Origin of the sequence: Georgenia wutianyii, assembly GCF_006349365.1 — a bacterium.
Classification (GTDB): domain Bacteria; phylum Actinomycetota; class Actinomycetes; order Actinomycetales; family Actinomycetaceae; genus Oceanitalea; species Oceanitalea wutianyii.
The window spans coordinates 668507-685809 of record NZ_CP040899.1; the positions used below are offsets into that span (position 1 = coordinate 668507).

Below are 17303 nucleotides of genomic sequence, written 5' to 3' on the forward strand. Positions count from 1 at the left end.
GTGAGCCAGGGGCCCGGGCCCTCGCCCGGGCCCCTGGCTCACCGGGGCGGACCATCCGGTCCGTCGATCTGCCCCTCCACGACACGCAGATGGTGAGACGACGATGACCCTCGTGACGTCCGCGTCACCGCAGCACAAGGCACCGCGCAGACGCGCGGTGCCGGCCCGGGCGCCCTCGACCCGGGGCGGGGAGCACGCAGCTCCCCGCCGGGGAGGATCAGGCCCGGGCGAGCAGGTCGTCGATGGCGGGTGCCGAGAGCACCTGCTGGGACACCATCTGGGAGGCGCCCAGGACGCCGGCGCGGCCCTCGGTCTGCGAGGCCACGATGCGCAGGTGCTGGGTCGCCAGCGGCAGCGAGCGGCTGTAGACGACCTCGCGGATGCCGGCGAGGAGGTGCTCCCCGACCTCCGACACGATGCCGCCGATGACGATGACCGACGGGTTGAGCAGGTTGACGCAGCCGGCGACGACGTCGCCGATGTCGCGGCCCGCCTGACGCACGGTCTGGCTGGCGGTGACGTTCCCCGAGCGCACGAGGTCGACGATCTGCGCGGTGCGCTGGATGTCGATGCCCTGGGCCTTGAGGGACTCCACGATCGCCTGACCGCCGGCCAGTGCCTCGAGGCAGCCGACGTTGCCGCAGCGGCACGGGATCTGGCGGCCGCGCGGAACGGCGATGTGGCCCAGGTCCCCGGCGGCGCCGAGCGCCCCGCGGCGCAGCTCGCCGTCGGAGATGATCCCCGCGCCGATGCCGGTCGCGATCTTGATGAAGACGAGGTCCTTGACGTCCTTCCACCGCGCGGCGTGCTCGCCGAGCGCCATGATGTTGACGTCGTTGTCGACGAGGACGGGGGTGGGCAGGGTGCGGCCGATGTGGCCGGGCACGTCGAAGCCGTCCCAGCCGGGCATGATCGGCGGGCTGATCGCACGCCCGAGCCGGTGCTCGACCGGACCGGGCAGTCCGACGCCCACGCCCGCGACGTCGGAGATCGGGCGACCGAGCTCGTCGACCATGTCGCACAGCGCGGCGGTCACGGCGTCGAGGACGATCTCCGGGCCGTCGGCGATGACGAGCTCCAGCGACCGCTCGGCCAGGACGTTGGACGCGAGGTCGGTGATGGCCAGACGGCCGTGGCTGACCCCGAGGTCGGCGGCGAGGATGATGCGGGCGCCCGGGTTGAACGCGAAGGTGGCCGGGGGTCGTCCGCCGGTGGACGACGCCTCGCCGGCGGGGACGATCAGTCCGGAGCCGAGCAGCTCGTCGATGCGCGCGGCCACGGTCGGGCGCGCGAAGCCGGTGACGGCCGCGAGATCCGCGCGGGTCCGGGGCCGTCCGTCGCGCACGAGCTGGAACAGCGTGCCGGCAGAGCGGGGGTCGGCGTCACGCCGCAGGTCTCCGCGCTCCTCCAGGCCTGTCGGAAGTGTGCTCATGCACAGAGTAAACCACCGTTGCTTCCACAGGTCACGCTCACGTAACTACTTCTCTCCTTCCCAACTTTTGATTGACGGATTCCAGAATGCGCCCCTACAGTGTCGCCATGGTCACAGCAGACCCCACACCCCTCCTGACCCTCACCGGCATCGTCAAGCACTTCCCCGGAGCCAAGGCGCTCGACGGCGTCGACCTCGAGGTCCGCGCCGGCGAGGTCCACTGCCTCCTCGGCCAGAACGGCGCCGGAAAGTCCACGCTCATCAAGGTCCTCGCCGGGGCGCACCAGCCCAACGCCGGCGAGATCCGGTGGAACGGCGAGGTCGTCACCATCGGGTCACCCACCGCCGCGATCGAGCTCGGCATCGCGACGATGTACCAGGAGCTCGACGTCGTCGACGGTCTCACCGTCGCGGAGAACATCTTCCTCGGGCACGAGCTCTCCCGCGGTGGCCTCCTGCGCCGCTCGGAGGCGCACAGCCTCACTCGTGCGCTCCTCAAGCGCCTGGGCCACTCGGAGATCTCCCCGAACCGCGAGGTCGGCCACCTGTCCGCCGCCGGCAAGCAGATCGTGTCGATGGCCCGCGCGCTCTCGCACGACGCGCGCGTCATCGTCATGGACGAGCCCTCCGCGGTGCTGGACCCGGAGGAGGTGGACAACCTCTTCCGCGTCGTGCGCGCGCTCCAGGCCGACGGCGTCGCCGTCATCTACATCTCCCACCGCCTGGAGGAGATCCGCCAGATCGGTGACCGGATCACCGTCCTCAAGGACGGGCGCACCGTCGCCGAGAACCTCGCCGTCGCCGACACCCCCACCCCCGACCTCATCCGCCTCATGACCGGTCGCACGGTCGAGGGCGACTTCGGCGGCGGGCCGGGCGGCCACGAGCGGGGCGAGGCCCTGCTCGAGGTCGAGGACCTCTCTCTCGAGGGCGTCTTCCACAACGTGAGCTTCACCGTGCGCGCCGGGCAGATCGTCGGCCTCGCCGGCCTCGTCGGCGCCGGCCGCTCGGAGATCCTCGAGACCGTGTACGGCGCGCGCAAGGCGACGTCCGGGACCGTGCGGGTCAAGGGCAAGAAGCTGCGCCCCGGCTCGGTCGCCGCGGCGGTGAACGCCGGCGTCGGCCTCGCGCCCGAGGAGCGCAAGAGCCAGGGACTCCTGCTCGACGAGCCGGTCTACCGCAACATCACCCTGTCCACCTTCGCCCGCTTCGCCCGCTCGGGCTTCCTCAACGAGCGGGCCGAGCGCCGCGCCGCCAACGAGCAGATCAAGGACCTGCACGTGGCGCCGGCCGACGGGGAGCGGCGGATCCGCACGCTCTCGGGCGGCAACCAGCAGAAGGCCATGCTCGCGCGCTGGCTCGTCCACGGCTGCGACGTCCTCGTCCTCGACGAGCCGACCCGCGGCGTGGACGTCGGTGCCCGCGCCGAGATCTACGGCCTCATCCGACGCCTCGCCGCCCAGGGGGCTGCGGTGCTCATGGTCTCCAGCGAGATCGAGGAGGTCCTCGGTCTGGCCGACGACGTCCTCGTCGTCGCCGACGGCCGAGTGGTCCACCAGGGACCCGCTGACCAGATCGACGAGCACGGCGTGCTCGACCTCGTCATGGAAGGAACTCACGCATGAGTGAGAACACTGCGGCAGGCACCTCCGCCGCTGCGGGCAGCTCCGCAGCACTGCCGCCCACCAACGCCGACCTCGTGCCCGACGACGGCACCGGCCGCTCGTCCGGCCGGAGCCTGCGGATCTCGGGCATGGCCCGCAACCTCGGCCTGGTCGTCGCGCTCGCCCTGCTGTGCGTCGCCGGCTTCGCCACCGCGGGGGACCGCTTCCTCAGCACGTCGAACATCGCGACGATCCTCGCGCTGGCCGCGACGACGGGCATCCTCGCCGTCGGGATGACCTTCGTCATCACCGGTGGCGGGATCGACCTGTCGGTCGGCTCGGTCATGGGCCTGGCCACCGTGTGGGCGACCACCCTCGCCACCCAGTCGATGGCCGAGGACACCCACTGGCTCGTCATCGCGCTCACCGCGATGCTCGTCGGCACCGCCGCGGGACTGGTCAACGGCGTCGTCGTCGCCTACGGGAAGGTCGTCGCCTTCATCGCGACGCTCGCGATGCTCGTCGCGGCCCGCGGACTCGCGGAGATCATCTCCGACCGCAAGACCCAGATCCTCAACGTCCAGGAGTTCAAGGACTTCTTCGGCGCGAGCTTCCTCGGTCTGCGCGTCACGGTGTGGATGTTCGTCGTCGTCGCGATCATCGGGTGGATCCTGCTCAACCGGACGACCTTCGGCCGCCGGACCATCGCCGTCGGTGGCAACCCCGAGGCGGCGCGCCTGGCCGGCATCAACGTCCAGCGCCACACGATGTACCTCTTCGCGATCGCCGGCCTCACGGCGGGCATCGGCGCCATCACGATGCTCGGCCGCACGGGCGCGGGCACCTCGACCCACGGCGTGCTCCTCGAGCTCGACGTCATCGCGGCGGTCGTCGTCGGCGGCACGCTGCTCATCGGTGGCCGCGGCACGATCGTCGGCACCGTCCTGGGCGTGCTCATCTTCTCCACGCTCACCAACGTCTTCATCCTCAACAACCTCTCCACCTCGGTCCAGCAGGTCGCCAAGGGCGCGATCATCGTCGGCGCGGTCATGCTCCAGCAGCGCATCGCGACGCGCGGGACCAAGTAGCCCAAGAACCCTTCCCATCCCTGTCAGCAGTACCCGTTCAAGGAGGAACCACCCATGTCCGCACGCACCACGCGCCGCCGTTTCGCGGTCGCCGCAGGCGTCACCGCCGCCCTGCTCCTCGCCGGATGCACCGGCAACACCGAGGAGCCCGAGGAGACCGGTGACGGCGACTCCACCGCCGGCTCCACCGCCGGTGCCACCGCCGGTGGCAGCTCGAGCAACGACGAGGAGGGCGAGAACGTCGTCATCGGCTTCTCCGCCCCCGCCGCCGACCACGGCTGGATGGGTGCCATCACCTCCCAGGCCGTCGAGGAGGCCGAGAAGTACGGGGACGTCGAGCTGCGTCTCGCCGAGGGCACCAACGACGTGTCGCTGCAGATCAGCCAGATGGAGACGTTCATCAACGACGGCGTCGACGCCATCGTGCTGCTGCCCTTCGACGGTGCCGCGCTCACCGACATCGCCCTCGAGGCGATGGCGGCCGGCATCCCCGTCATCAACGTCGACCGCGAGTTCTCCGACCCGAACGCCGCCCGCGTCACCGTCCTCGGCGACAACTACGGCATGGGCGTGAGCGCCGGCGAGTACATCTGCGAGCAGCTCGGCGACCAGTCCGACGCCGTCGTCGCCGAGATCGCCGGCATCGACAACCTGCCGCTGACGCAGGAGCGCAGCCAGGGCTTCGCCGACGCGCTGTCCGAGTGCGGCCTCGAGGTCTCCAACCGCGTCGCGGCCGACTTCACCGTCCAGGGCGGGGAGTCCGCGACGGCCAACCTGCTCCAGGCGGCGCCGGAGATCGACGCCATCTGGAACCACGACGACGACCAGGGTGTCGGCGTCATGGCCGCCATCGAGAACGCCGGCCGTGACGAGTTCTTCGTCGTCGGCGGCGCCGGCTCGGCCAACATGATGCGTGAGATCGAGTCCGGCGACTCGCTCGTCAAGGCCACCGTCATCTACCCGGCCAGCCAGGCCGCCGACGGCATCCGCCTCGCGCGTCTGCTCGCGCAGGGCAAGGGCATGGGCGACCTCGTCCAGATCGAGGTCCCCCGCCTCGTCCAGCTCTACGCCCCCGTCGTGACCTCGGAGAACGTCAGCCAGTACATCGACTCGGCCTTCGAGTCCTGAGTCACCCCAGGAACCGGGGCGCCGGTCCGTCCGGCGCCCCGGTTCCCACATATCGACAAGGAGCATGATGACTGAGGACAAGCCGCGGCTCGGCGTAGCGATGATCGGGTACGCGTTCATGGGCCGCGCCCACTCCCAGGCGTGGCGCAACGCGCACCGGTTCTTCGACCTGCCCCTCGAGCCGCACATGACGGTGCTCGTGGGCCGGGACGAGCAGCGGGCGAGTGCCGCCGCGAAGCAGCTGGGCTGGGACTCCGTGGAGACCGACTGGCGGCGGGCCATCGAGCGTGAGGACGTCGACGTCGTCGACATCTGCACCCCGGGCGACACCCACGCCGAGATCGCCATCGCCGCGCTCGAGGCCGGCAAGCACGTCCTCGTCGAGAAGCCGATGGCCAACACGGTCGCCGAGGCCGAGGCGATGACCACCGCCGCCGTCGCCGCCCGCGCCCGCGGCGTGCAGTCGATGGTCGGCTTCACCTACCGCCGCGTCCCCGCGGTCCGGCTCGCCCAGCGGCTCGTCGCCGAGGGCCGGATCGGCGAGGTGCGCCAGGTGCGCGCCCAGTACCTCCAGGACTGGCTCGCCGACGCCGAGACGCCGCTGTCGTGGCGCCTGGACAAGGAGAAGGCCGGCTCCGGCGCGCTCGGCGACATCGGCGCCCACATCATCGACCTCACCCAGTTCATCACCGGCCAGCAGCTCGCCGGCGTCTCGGGCATGCTCGACACGTTCGTCACCGAGCGCCCGGTCGCGGAGAGCTTCAGCGGCCTGCACGGCACCGGTGGCACCGAGCGCGGCCCCGTCACGGTCGACGACGCCGCGAGCTTCCTCGGCCGGCTGTCCAGCGGCGCGCCCGCCGTCTTCGAGGCGAGCCGCTTCGCCTGGGGCCGCAAGAACGCCATCCGCATCGAGGTCAACGGCTCGACCGGGTCGATCGCCTTCGACTTCGAGGACATGAACGTCCTGCACTACTACGACGCCACCGAGCCGGCCGAGACCGCGGGCTTCCACCGCATCCTCGTCACCGAGCCCGTCCACCCGTACATCGAGGCATGGTGGCCCGCCGGTCACGGCCTGGGCTACGAGCACGGCTTCGTCCACCAGGCGGTCGACCTCGTCCGCGCCCTCGGCGCCGGCGAGCAGCCCACCCCGTCCTTCGAGGACGGTCTGCACGTCCAGCGCGTGCTCGACGCCATCGAGCGTTCGGCCGCGCAGAACAGCACGTTCACGACGATTGGAGACTGACATGGCTCGACCGATCACGCTCTTCACCGGACAGTGGGCAGACCTGCCCTTCGAGGAGGTGGCCCGTCTCGCCGGTGAGTGGGGCTACGACGGCCTGGAGATCGCCTCGTGGGGCGACCACCTGGACCCGTGGCGCGCCGCCGAGGACGACGCCTACGTCCAGAACCGGCTCGACATCCTCGAGAAGAACGGCCTCAAGGTCTACGCGATCGCCAACCACCTCAAGGGGCAGGCGGTCTGCGACGACCCGATCGACGCGCGTCACCGCGACATCCTCTCCGACCGGGTCTGGGGCGACGGCGAGCCCGAGGGCGTGCGCCAGCGGGCCGCCGAGGAGATGAAGATGACGGCGCGGGCCGCGGCCCGCCTCGGCGTCAAGACCGTCACCGGGTTCACCGGCTCCTCCATCTGGAAGTACGTGGCGATGTTCCCGCCGGCGTCCGAGGAGCTGGTCGAGGCCGGCTACCAGGACTTCGCCGACCGCTGGAACCCGATCCTCGACGTCTTCGACGAGGTCGGCGTGCGCTTCGCGCTCGAGGTCCACCCCTCGGAGATCGCCTACGACTACTGGACCGCGCAGCGCACCCTCGAGGCGATCGGCCACCGCGAGTCGTTCGGGATCAACTGGGACCCCAGCCACTTCATGTGGCAGGACCTGGACCCGGTCGCGTTCCTGCTCGACTTCAAGGACAAGATCTTCCACGTCCACTGCAAGGACTCCAAGCGCCGGCTCAACGGCCGCAACGGACGCCTGGGCTCCCACCTGCCGTGGGCCGACCCGCGCCGTGGCTGGGACTTCATCAGCACCGGCCACGGCGACGTGCCGTGGGAGGACGCGATCCGGATGCTCAACCACATCGGCTACGACGGTCCGCTGTCGGTCGAGTGGGAGGACGCCGGGATGGACCGGCTCGTCGGCGCCCCCGAGGCGCTCGAGTTCGTCCGCAAGCTCTCCTTCAAGCCGTCCGAGGCGGCCTTCGACGCCGCCTTCTCCACGCGCTGAGCCCGGCCGACGCCGGCGGCACGCGCGGCGCCCCCTCGTGGGCGCCGCGGTACCGCCGGCGTCGGCGTGTGACCAGGGCGACGGCGTCGCCGAGATGACCGCGCCGCCGGTCTTCCGTACCGTGGACTGCCGGACACGACCACTGGGGGAGACCAGCCAATGACGACGACGCGACGACGCCTGCTCGCCGCCGCCCTGACCGTCGGCCTCACCGCCGTCGCCGCACCTGCCGCCGCCAAGGGCGGGGAGGTCGAGGGGCAGGGCACCCGCTACCACCTGACGAACACGTGGGCGGGCATCACCCACCTGTCGATCGCCTACGGGCACGCGGACGACTCCGTCCACGTCGGCAACTGGGACGGGCGGGGCACCGACACCCTCGCGGTGCGCCGCGGAGCCACCTTCCACTACCGCAACAGCCTGTCCAGCGGCCCGGCCGACCGGGTCGTCACCTACGGGCGCCCGGGCGACGTCGTCCTCATGGGCGACTGGGACGGCGACGGCGTCGACACCCCGGCGGTGCGGCGCGGCGCGCAGTACTTCGTCAAGAACAGCCTCACGCCGGGGGAGGCGGACCACGTCGTCGTCTACGGACGGCCGGGGGACGTCGTCCTCGTGGGCGACTGGGACGGGGACGGCGCCGACAGCCTCGGCGTGCGCCGCGGCAGCACCTACCACCTGAAGAACTCGATCAGCGGGGGCGACGCGGACGTCGTCGTCACCTACGGGCGCCCGGACGACGAGGTCCTCGTCGGCGACTGGGACGGCCGCGGCGGGGACACCCTCGGGGTGCGCCGCGGGGACGTCTTCCACATGAAGAACACCATCGCCGGCGGCCCGGCGGACATCGTCATGCCCTACGGCGCACGCGGTGACGGGGTCATGGTGGGCGACTGGAACGGCGACGGGCGCGACTCGATCGGCCTGCGCAACGGCGTTAGCCACCCGGTGCCGCCGCGTGTGGGCAGCATGAACGAGTACGACGAGCGGATGATCGAGATGATCAACGCGGAGCGCGCGGCCCGCGACGTCCCGCCCGTGCGCGCCGTGCCGCAGCTGCGCGCCGCCGCCGTGCGCCACTCGACGTGGATGGCCGAGAACGGGATCATCCAGCACGCCGCCACCGCGACGATCGCGGCCGACGCCGCCGCCGTGGGCTGCACCCGCGGCGGGGAGCACATCGTGCGCACGTGGCAGCGGGGGACCGCGCCGGACCCGCGCGACGCGATGAACTGGTACATGAGCTCGGCCGACCACCGCACCGGGATCCTCAACCCGAACAACACCCACGTGGCCACGGGAAGCGTCCAGGCCGGGGACATGGTCTACAACACCCAGCGCTTCGTGCGCGGCTGCTCCTAGGGCCTCAGCGGCGGGCCGCGGCGGTGACGACCTCAGCGGCCCGCCGGCCGGTGGCCGTGGCGGAGCGGTGGCTGCGGACCCAGGCGGCGCGCCGCGCGTCCTCCTGCGGTGACCGCCCGGCGCGCAGGGCGGCGACCATCGCCTCGGCGACGGCGCCGGGCTCGTGGTCCACCGCCCAGCCGAGCCGCTCGTCGCGCACCTGCTCGGCCGCCTGACCCACCCCGGCGAAGACGACCGGGGCGCCGCAGGCGAGCGCGGAGTGGATCTTCGTCGGGACGGCGAAGTCGTAGCCGCGGCCCGGCACGATGCTCGCCAGGCAGGCCGCGGCACCCCGCTGCCAGCGGGCCGCCTCCTCCGCGGGGCCGCGGGTGTGGAACTCGACGGTCCCGGGCGGCAGCCCGGCGGCGAGCTCGCGCAGGTGCTGCCAGTCGCTGCCCTGCCCGAGGTAGACGACGCGGGCGCCGGGGACCTCCTCGAGGACCCGGGGCAGCGCCCGGAGGAAGACGTCGGCGCCCTGCCACTCCGAGGCGGTACCGGCGTACAGCAGGTACGGGCGTCCCTCGTCGTCGACGGCGGGGCCGTCGGGGGAGAAGACGTCGGTGTCGACGCCGTTGGGCACGACCTCCACCCGCCCGACGCCGAGCTCGTGCAGCCGCGCGGCCACCGGCTCGGAGACGGCGATGACGCAGGCCGCCCCGCCCATCGCCCATCGCTCGACGGTGTGCAGGGCGCGCACGACGGCGCCCGGCATGCCGGCGGACTGCGCGGCGTCGGCCCACACGTCGGCCGCGTAGTAGACGTAGGGAACGCGGCGCAGCCGGGCGGCCAGCCGCACCACCGCGCCGGTGGTCGGCGGCGGCTCGCACACGAGGACGTCGGGACGCGGCGTGCGCAGCAGGCGCAGCAGCAGCGGGACGTCGAAGCTGAGGTACTGGACGTAGCCGCGGACGTAGCCCTCGGGGTCGCGCAGCACGGGCCACCGCTCGACGGTGACGCCGGGGCCGGGGGAGGGCTCGGCCCGTCCGGGCACCGTCGTCGTGAGCACCCGGACCCGGGCGCCGAGACCGGTGAGTCCGCGGGTGAGCGCGGCGAGGCGGAAGGAGGCGGCTGCCGGCTCGGGGGCGAAGATGCGGGTCGCGAGGGTGACGCGGACGCCGTCGGCGGGCCGTGCCGACCCGCTCACGGGAGTCCCACGAGGGCCGAGGCAGCCATGAGCCGCACCGGGGCCTCGACCCGCAGCAGGTCGGCCGGGCTGCGGGTGAGGAGCGTCGCGGGGCGTCCGTGGCGACGTCGCTGCTCCGCGAGCCGGATCATCGCGCCCGTGTCGGAGGAAGGGTCGGCGACGGCGTCGAGCAGGGTCCGGTCGGCGAGGGAGAGCACGCGCTCGAAGCCCTCGGCGCGGGCGAGGAGGTCCTCGGCGGTCTGCGCGAGCGCCTGGCGGTCCTCGGGCGTCCACACCGCGGGGTCGCGCCGGTTCCAGACCGCGCCGAAGAGGTGGATGCGGGTGAGCTTGGTGCACACCGCGCGTCGCGCCGTGAGGTCGTAGCCGGCGAACCACGGCTGGGCGAGGAGGTCGCGGACGAAGGCGAGCTCGACGGCGATGGGGCGCGGGGTGAGGGTCACCCGGTCGCGGGCGTCCTCGCCGATGACGTACGCCGGGCCGCGGCGGTCGACGGCCACGCGCGTCTCGAACCACAGGCGGGTGACGTAGGCGACGTCACCGCCGACGGTCATCCCCTCGACGAGCTCGAGGCCCAGGCGCTCGCGGGCACGCTGGGAGACGAGGCCGAGCGGGGCGCTGCGGTAGCTGAGCCGGTCGCGCACCGGGTCGGCGAGCCCGCGCAGCCAGGGACGGACGGGCGGGGTGAGCACCGGCCGCGCCGCGCTGCCGATCCGCAGCCGGCACATGACGGTCTCGGCGCCGGTGCGCCCGGCGACGTCGAGCCACGAGCGCACGGCCCCGGGCTGCAGGACGTCGTCGGAGCCCATGATCGAGACGAACTCGCCCTCCGCCGCACGCATGCCGGCGTTGAACGGGCCGGAGGCGCTGCGGCGGGGGTCGGTGTGCTCGAGCAGGCGCACGTCGGCGCGGTGGCGCGGGTCGATGACCGCCGCGATCTCGTCCGCCGCCACGTTGTGGCACACGACGGTGAGCCTGGTCTCGGCGCGGTTGCCCTCGAGGACGGAGGCGACCGCCCGCCCGACGGGACGGGTCGGGCTGTGGACGGCGATGACGATGTCGACAGGTCCGCTCACGGGCGCAGCTCCCGGGCCGCGCAGTAGGCACGCTCGTAGCCGTCGGCCACGGCAGGCACCGAGAAGCGGTCCCCGATGGTCGCGGAGATCTCCTCGGCGGACAGGTCGCGGGTCGCGGCCTCGACGCGCAGGACGGCGTCGGCGTAGGCCGCGGGCGTCTGCTCGGCGACGAGCTCCCCGACGCGCGGGTCGATGTACTCGCCCTGGCCGCCGGTCGCGCCGACGACGACGGGCCGGCCGGAGACGATCGCCTCGGCCGCGGAGACGAAGAAGTTGTCCCCCTTGGTGGGCCCGAGGAACAGGTCCGCGGCGGCGAGCTCGGCGAGGACGGCGGGGCGGGGCAGGGAGCCGGTGAGCCGCACCCGGTGGGCGATCCCGAGCTCCTCGGAGCGCTGCACGACGGCCGCGCGCAGCTCACCCTCCCCGACGAGGACGAGCTCGGCGGGGGTGCCGCGCCGCTCGAGCTCGGCGACGGTCTCGACGGCGGTCACCGGGTCCTTGCGGTCGATGAGCCCGCCGACGCTGACGAGGCGCAGGACGTCGGTGCGGGCCGGGCGGGGCGGGAGCGGCTCGGGCGTCTCGACGATGCACGGCACGACGCGCGTGGGGCGCGGGCCGCGCACCGCGCGGATCGGCTGGGCGAGGAACTCGCACACCGCCGTGACGACGTCGGGCCGGCGCAGCACCCGCGAGACGACGGGCAGCGCGCGGCGCCAGGTCGCGGGGAGGTTCTGCGGGGAGGTGAGCCCGGACCAGTGCTCGGTGTGCACCCACGGCGCCGCGGGACGGTGCAGCGAGAGCGGCAGGAGGGAGGAGATCGCCATCGAGTGGACGAGGTCGCCCCCGGCGAGCAGCGGCGTCAGCGCGCGGGCGGCCCGGACGACGTCGAGCGGGTTCGTCGTGCCCATCGGGACGCGGCGCACCGGCAGCCCCTCGTGGACGAGGGAGCGGGTGCCGTCGTCCTGGTGGGGCGGGACGAGGTGGACGACCCGCACGTCGTGCCCGAGCGAGGCGATCGCGAGGGCGTCCTTGACGACGAAGGCACCGCTGCTGGGGGCCACGGACGTCGGGAACCAGGTCGACACGGCCACGACTCGCACGCCGTCACGCTACCAGCCGGCGGCGTGGCCCCTCAGCGCAGGATGGCGGCGACGGCGTCGGCCCAGCCCTGGGTCTGCTGCTCGGCGGAGTACTCGGCCGCGACCTCGTGGGAGGCCTGCTTCCAGCGGCGCACCTGCGCCGGGTCGAGCTCGTCGAGGACGGCGGTGAGGGCCTCGGCGGTGAACCCCTCGGTGACCTCCCCGAGCCCGTGCCGGCGCACGATGCCGGCCATCTCGGGGGAGGGGCCGACGATGAGGCCGAGGCGGCCCTGGATGAAGTCGAAGAACTTGTTCGGCAGCGCCCACAGGTTGTTGAAGCTCACCGGCGGCAGGACGTAGACGCCGACGTCGTAGGCCGACAGGGTGCGGGCGAGCTCGGTCGGCGGGACCGGGTCGTGCACCGTGACCTCGGGCATCGTCTCGGCCCGCTCACGCAGCTCGGCGAGGTAGACCGGGTCGTTCGGCATGAGGTACAGGTCGAGGGTGAACGGCCGGCGCGAGGCGGCGACGGCGTCGAGCATGATCTCCAGGCGGCGGCCTCGGCGCGCGTTGCCCGAGTGGACGAGCCGGATCGGGTCGCCGACCTCGCCCGGGGTGAGGTCGGCGTAGTGGGGCGCGTTGACGACGACGGCGGCGTCCACCCCGAACTCCCGGCCGTACTCCGCGGCGAGCCCCGCGCCCACGGTGGTCACCGAGCTCGCGAGCGGCAGGTAGGTGCGGCACAGCCAGCGCAGGTAGGGCGCGACGAGCAGGCGCCAGCGCCACATCTCCTCGTTCTGGCGCGGGGCGTACTCGTGGAGGTCGACGTGCACCCCGGCGCGCGCCCCGAGGGACAGGGCGAGGGGGACGGTGTCGATGTCGTCGGCGAGGACGACGTCGAAGTAGCCGCGCGGCAGGCGGTCCCACAGGTACCGCACGACCTCGTTCGACCGGTAGACCGCCGCGTAGCGCCGCTGGAGGAGCAGGCGCTGGTCCTTGCGCCAGTAGACGTGCTCGGCCGGGATCTCGATGTGGTCGACGACGCCCTCGGGCGCCGGTCCGTACCCGCACGTCGTCACGTCGTAGCTGCCCGACAGGAGCTGGACCTGGCGCAGCACCCGGGCGTCGGCGTGGATCGGGGAGAAGGACAGGATGAGCAACGTCGGGCGGGTCGGCATGGACGGAATCCTGCCACCGATCCCCGACGACGTTCGCATACGCTGGCGGGCATGACCGCTGAGCCGGCTGTCCTCCACCTCAACGACTGCGCGTTCGTCGCGCTCAACCTCGTGCGCGCCGCCCGGAGGGCCGACCTGCGGTGGGGCTACCTGCCCCCGGACAAGGTCCGCCCGGCCCGCACGCCGGGCGGGGGCCTGGACCGGGTCCGCTACCTGCCCTACGTCCAACGCCGCGCCCGTGCGCTGCACCGGGCCGACGTCGTCCACGTCCACTACGGGACGAGCGTGCGGCTCATCCGTGAGCGGTTCATGCCCCGGCGGCCCTACCTGCTCCACCTCCACGGCACCGACATCCGCGAGCAGGCCGACGACCCGCGCTACCGCGAGGAGATCGCCCGGGCCGTCGACGGCGCCGAGCAGGTCTACTACACGAACCTCGACACCGCGGAGCGGGCGCTGGCCGCCCGGCCCGACGCGCAGTACATGCCGGCCTTCGTCGACGTCACCGGCCTGCCGCAGTGGCGGCCGGGCGGCCGCCGGGTGGTCTTCGCCTCCCGCTGGTCGCCGGCCAAGGGTGCCCCGGTCATGCTCGAGCTCGCGGCGCGGCTGCGCGAGGTGCTCCCCGCCGACGTCCGCCTCCAGGGGCTGGACTGGGGCGAGGCCGCCGGGGCGGCCGCCGCGGCCGGGGTGGAGCTGCTCCCGCGCACGGCGCACGCCCGCTACCTCGAGCTGCTCGCACAGGCCGACGTCGTCGTCGGGCAGGCGAACACCGTCCTGGGCGTGAGCGAGCACGAGGCGATGGCGCTCGGGGTGCCGCTCGTCGTCCCGAGCCACGTGCTCACCCACCCGGAGGGCGGGCCGCCCCCGGTGCTCGCGGGCGGCGTCGAGGAGTCGGTGGAGCACGTCCTCGAGTCGCTGCGCGACCCTCGTGGGGTCAGTGACGGCCTCGGGGCGGCGGCGTGGGTGCGCCGGCACTACACGGCCGACCCCTACGTCCGGCCGCTCCAGGAGGTCTACCGCCGGGTCGCGCGGTCCGGCTGAGCCTCAGCGCCAGAAGCGGTCCGCCGCGAGGTAGCGCAGCGTCGACTCCCGGTCGAGGTTGTCGGCCGGCGATGGCGTGAGGACGGCGTCCCACCGGCCCGCGGCCGCGCGGGCGGCGACGGCCTCGACGAGCGAGGCGGCCGTGACCTGGGGGTCGAGGGCGGCGGCGAGCAGCGCCCGGTCGGCGCGGCTGAAGGGCCGCAGCACGCCCGGTGCCAGGTCCACCCACCGGGTGAGCAGGTCACGCAGCCACTGCGGCTCGCCCTCGTGCCAGTCCGTCTCCTCCCGGCGGCGGCGGATCGCTCCGAGGAGGTGGATGCGCACGCTCTTGACGGCGATGGCGCGGCGCGCGGCGGGGGTCAGGTCGGGCAGCCACGGGCGGGAGACGAGGTCGTCGAACGCGCGCAGCTCGTCGGTGATCGGGCGTACCGACGTCGTCACCCGGGTGACCGCGTCGGTCCCCACGACGTAGCGGGGCGCCGAGCGCGCGAGGTCCACCCGCACGCCGGAGGACCACAGGCGCGCGGTGAACGCGACGTCGCCGCCCGAGCGCATGCCCTCGACGAGGCGCAGCTCGAGCGCGTCGAGGGTCGCCCTGCGCATGAGGCCCAGCGGCGCCGTGCGGTAGGCGAGCCGGTCGCGCACGAGGTCGAGGTCGCGCGAGCGCAGCGGGCGCACCCGCGGCGTGTGGACCTCGGTGCCGTCCTGCATGCGCACCCGGGCGAGCATGACGTCGGAGCCGAGGCGGTCCGCGGCGCGCGTCCAGGCGGACAGCGCGCCGGGCTCGAGGAAGTCGTCCGAGCCGATGATCGAGACGTAGCGGGCCGTGGCGGCGTCGATGCCTGCGTTGTACGGGCCGGACGGGCTGCCGAGGCCGTCGCGGACCGGCAGGAGACGCACGCGCGGGTCGGCCGGGACGAGCGGGGCGACGTCGTCGGGGTCGAGCTCGTGGCAGGCGACGGTCACCCGGACGTGGGAGCCGGCGCCGGCGAGGAGGGAGGAGACGCAGCGTCCCACCGGCCGGGAGGGGTCGTGGAGCGCGACGACGACGTCGACGTCGGGGGCGCTCACGCGAGACCCGCCAGGCTCGCCTGGTAGGCGAAGTCGGGCTCGCTGGCCACGACCTCCTCGAAGGTCCCGCGGGCCACGATGCGGGCGTCGCGCATGAAGCACACCTGGTCGCTGTGGCGGATCGTGGAGAGCCGGTGCGCGACGCTGATGACCGTGACGTCGCCGTGGAGGTCGCGGATCGCGCGGGCGACGGCCTCCTCGGTGGCGGTGTCGAGCGCGCTCGTCGCCTCGTCCATGACGAGGACGAGCGGGTCGGAGTACAGCGCCCGGGCGATGCCCAGGCGCTGGCGCTGCCCGCCGGACAGGGCCATGCCGCGCTCGCCGATCCGGGCGTGCAGGCCGCCGGCGCGGTTCTCGACGACCTCGAGGAGCTGGGCGCGGGTCAGGGCCTCGCGCACCCGGTCCTCGTCGACGTCCCCGTCCCACGACAGCGCGACGTTCTGGGCGATGGTCCCGTCGAAGAGCGAGACGTCCTGGGGGACGTAGCCGACCTTGGACCGCCAGTCGGCGAGCACCTCGACGAGCGGCTCCCCGTCGATGGTGATCGAGCCGGAGGACGGGACGAGCAGGCCGAGGAAGATGTCGACGAGGGTGGACTTGCCCGCCCCGGAGGCACCGACGAGCGCGAGCGAGCTGCCCATCCGCACGTCGACGTCGACACCGGTGACGGCCGGGGTCGCGCTGCCCGGGTAGGTGAACTCGACGTCGCGCAGGCTCAGCACCTCGGGGCGGTGACGCAGCGGGCGGGTGCCGATCTGCTCGGGCCCCGCGGTGTACCTCTCGGCGAGCCGGATGTCGCGCATGACGGCGTTGGCGTGCGGGATCGTCGAGGACGTCGTGGTGATGATCCCCTGGAAGCGGGTGACCGAGGGGATCATCCGGAAGCCCGCGACGGCGAAGAGCGCGACGGCGCTGAGCGCGCTCGCCGACCCGCCCTGGAGGTAGGCGGCCGCCCCGACGAGGACGAAGCCGCCGATGAGCGCGGCCTCGATGACGAACTTCGGCACGGCGTTGAGGAACTGGATGTTCGCGCGGGCCCGGGTCGTGTGGATGCGGTTGCGGTGGACGACCTGCGCGACCTCCCCGGCCTTGTTGCGCAGGGTGATCTCCTTGAGCGTGGCGACCATCTCGGTCATGAGCGTGGCGACGCGGAAGGAGTAGTCGCGGTTGACCCGCCCGGCGACGACGGCGCGCTTGGAGATGACGAAGTAGAGGACGGCGGCGATGAGGCCGAGGTAGACGAGGGTGATGGCCGCGGTCACCGGCTCGGCGACGACGAGCACGGCGAGCACGGCGACGAACGTCACGACCTCGGCGGGCAGCGACGCGGCGGGCAGGAGGAGCCCGGCCGTCGTGTTGGCGATGCCGACGTCCGCGAGGCGCACGAGCTCGGCGGAGTTGCGGCGCAGCCGCTCGGTCCACGGCGCCTGGATGTAGGCGGCGAAGAGGCGGTCGCCGATGAGCAGCTCATAGGCCGCGAAGCGGCGGGTGGCGATCCACTGGAGCGCCATCGACAGGACGCTCTTGAGGACGATGAGCACGCAGACGACGACGATGATCCACACGGTGTACTCCGGCGGCACCTCGCCCACGAGCGGCAGGCTGAGCGGGCGGCCCTGGACCAGGGGCGTCATCGTGAGGGCGAGCAGGCCGAGGGCGGCGATGTCGAGCAGCGCGAGCGAGCTGGTCGCCACGGCGTAGAGCACGAGGAAGCGCCGGGCACCTCGGGGGAGAAGCGGCAAGAGCTCCTTGAGAGCGGCCCACAAGCGCGTCACGCGTCGGTCTCCTCGGTCGGCACGGTCATCCCGCCATCGT

General features: G+C 73.2%; 14 protein-coding genes. 7 read left to right on the forward strand and 7 right to left on the reverse strand.

Annotation, left to right across the window (positions count from 1 at the left end; genetic code table 11):
• Positions 1-217: 217 nt before the first annotated feature.
• Positions 218-1432 (reverse strand): ROK family transcriptional regulator, encoded by a 1215-nt coding sequence (locus FE251_RS02970; RefSeq protein ID WP_139947791.1) that lies wholly within the window; start codon positions 1430-1432, stop codon positions 218-220.
• Positions 1433-1539: 107 nt separating this feature from the next.
• On the opposite strand from FE251_RS02970, the gene FE251_RS02975 reads away from it, so the two are divergent.
• The 6 genes from FE251_RS02975 to FE251_RS03000 all read left to right on the forward strand — a co-directional run bounded on the left by FE251_RS02975 (position 1540) and on the right by FE251_RS03000 (position 8863).
• Positions 1540-3057 carry a sugar ABC transporter ATP-binding protein gene (locus FE251_RS02975; RefSeq protein WP_139071993.1) on the forward strand — a complete coding sequence of 506 codons (1518 nt, stop codon included), beginning with the start codon at positions 1540-1542 and terminating at the stop codon, positions 3055-3057.
• Positions 3054-4124, forward strand: a complete 1071-nt coding sequence (locus FE251_RS02980; protein WP_139071994.1) for an ABC transporter permease — start codon at positions 3054-3056, stop codon at positions 4122-4124. The genes FE251_RS02975 and FE251_RS02980 overlap by 4 nt, the downstream gene beginning before the upstream one ends.
• A 54-nt stretch (positions 4125-4178) precedes the next feature.
• Positions 4179-5252, forward strand: coding sequence for a substrate-binding domain-containing protein (locus FE251_RS02985; protein ID WP_139947793.1), 1074 nt, complete (start codon positions 4179-4181; stop codon positions 5250-5252).
• A gap of 67 nt (positions 5253-5319) precedes the next feature.
• Entirely contained in the window at positions 5320-6498 is a 1179-nt protein-coding gene (locus tag FE251_RS02990) for a Gfo/Idh/MocA family protein (RefSeq protein ID WP_139947795.1), read from the forward strand.
• A 1-nt stretch (position 6499) separates the two neighbouring features.
• Positions 6500-7501, forward strand: a complete 1002-nt coding sequence (locus FE251_RS02995; RefSeq protein WP_139947797.1) for a sugar phosphate isomerase/epimerase family protein — start codon at positions 6500-6502, stop codon at positions 7499-7501.
• A gap of 159 nt (positions 7502-7660) precedes the next feature.
• On the forward strand, positions 7661-8863 hold the full coding sequence (locus FE251_RS03000) for a CAP domain-containing protein (RefSeq protein WP_139947799.1): 1203 nt from the start codon (positions 7661-7663) through the stop codon (positions 8861-8863).
• A gap of 4 nt (positions 8864-8867) precedes the next feature.
• Here FE251_RS03000 and FE251_RS03005 read toward each other — a convergent pair whose 3' ends face one another.
• Genes FE251_RS03005 through FE251_RS03020 form a run of 4 tightly spaced genes read right to left on the reverse strand, consistent with a single transcriptional unit; the run spans position 8868 to position 13376 of the window.
• Entirely contained in the window at positions 8868-10046 is a 1179-nt protein-coding gene (locus FE251_RS03005) for a glycosyltransferase family 4 protein (RefSeq protein WP_139947801.1), read from the reverse strand.
• Positions 10043-11119 (reverse strand): glycosyltransferase, encoded by a 1077-nt coding sequence (locus FE251_RS03010; protein WP_139947803.1) that lies wholly within the window; start codon positions 11117-11119, stop codon positions 10043-10045. Before FE251_RS03010 ends, FE251_RS03005 begins: the two co-directional genes overlap by 4 nt.
• Positions 11116-12219, reverse strand: coding sequence for a glycosyltransferase (locus FE251_RS03015; protein WP_139947805.1), 1104 nt, complete (start codon positions 12217-12219; stop codon positions 11116-11118). Before FE251_RS03015 ends, FE251_RS03010 begins: the two co-directional genes overlap by 4 nt.
• Positions 12220-12251: 32 nt before the next feature.
• Positions 12252-13376 carry a glycosyltransferase family 4 protein gene (locus tag FE251_RS03020; protein WP_139073822.1) on the reverse strand — a complete coding sequence of 375 codons (1125 nt, stop codon included), beginning with the start codon at positions 13374-13376 and terminating at the stop codon, positions 12252-12254.
• Between the two features lie 51 nt (positions 13377-13427).
• Between FE251_RS03020 and FE251_RS03025 the strand changes: the two genes are divergently transcribed.
• On the forward strand, positions 13428-14417 hold the full coding sequence (locus tag FE251_RS03025) for a glycosyltransferase family protein (RefSeq protein ID WP_139073821.1): 990 nt from the start codon (positions 13428-13430) through the stop codon (positions 14415-14417).
• Positions 14418-14420: 3 nt separating this feature from the next.
• Here the strand turns inward: FE251_RS03025 and FE251_RS15445 are convergent, their stop codons facing one another.
• A complete protein-coding gene (locus FE251_RS15445; protein ID WP_168202637.1) occupies positions 14421-15488 on the reverse strand; it encodes a glycosyltransferase family 2 protein in 1068 nt (355 codons plus the stop codon).
• Positions 15485-17230: an ABC transporter ATP-binding protein gene (locus FE251_RS03030; protein ID WP_230976521.1), complete on the reverse strand. Its 1746-nt coding sequence runs from the start codon at positions 17228-17230 to the stop codon at positions 15485-15487. Before FE251_RS03030 ends, FE251_RS15445 begins: the two co-directional genes overlap by 4 nt.
• Positions 17231-17303: the final 73 nt, after the last annotated feature.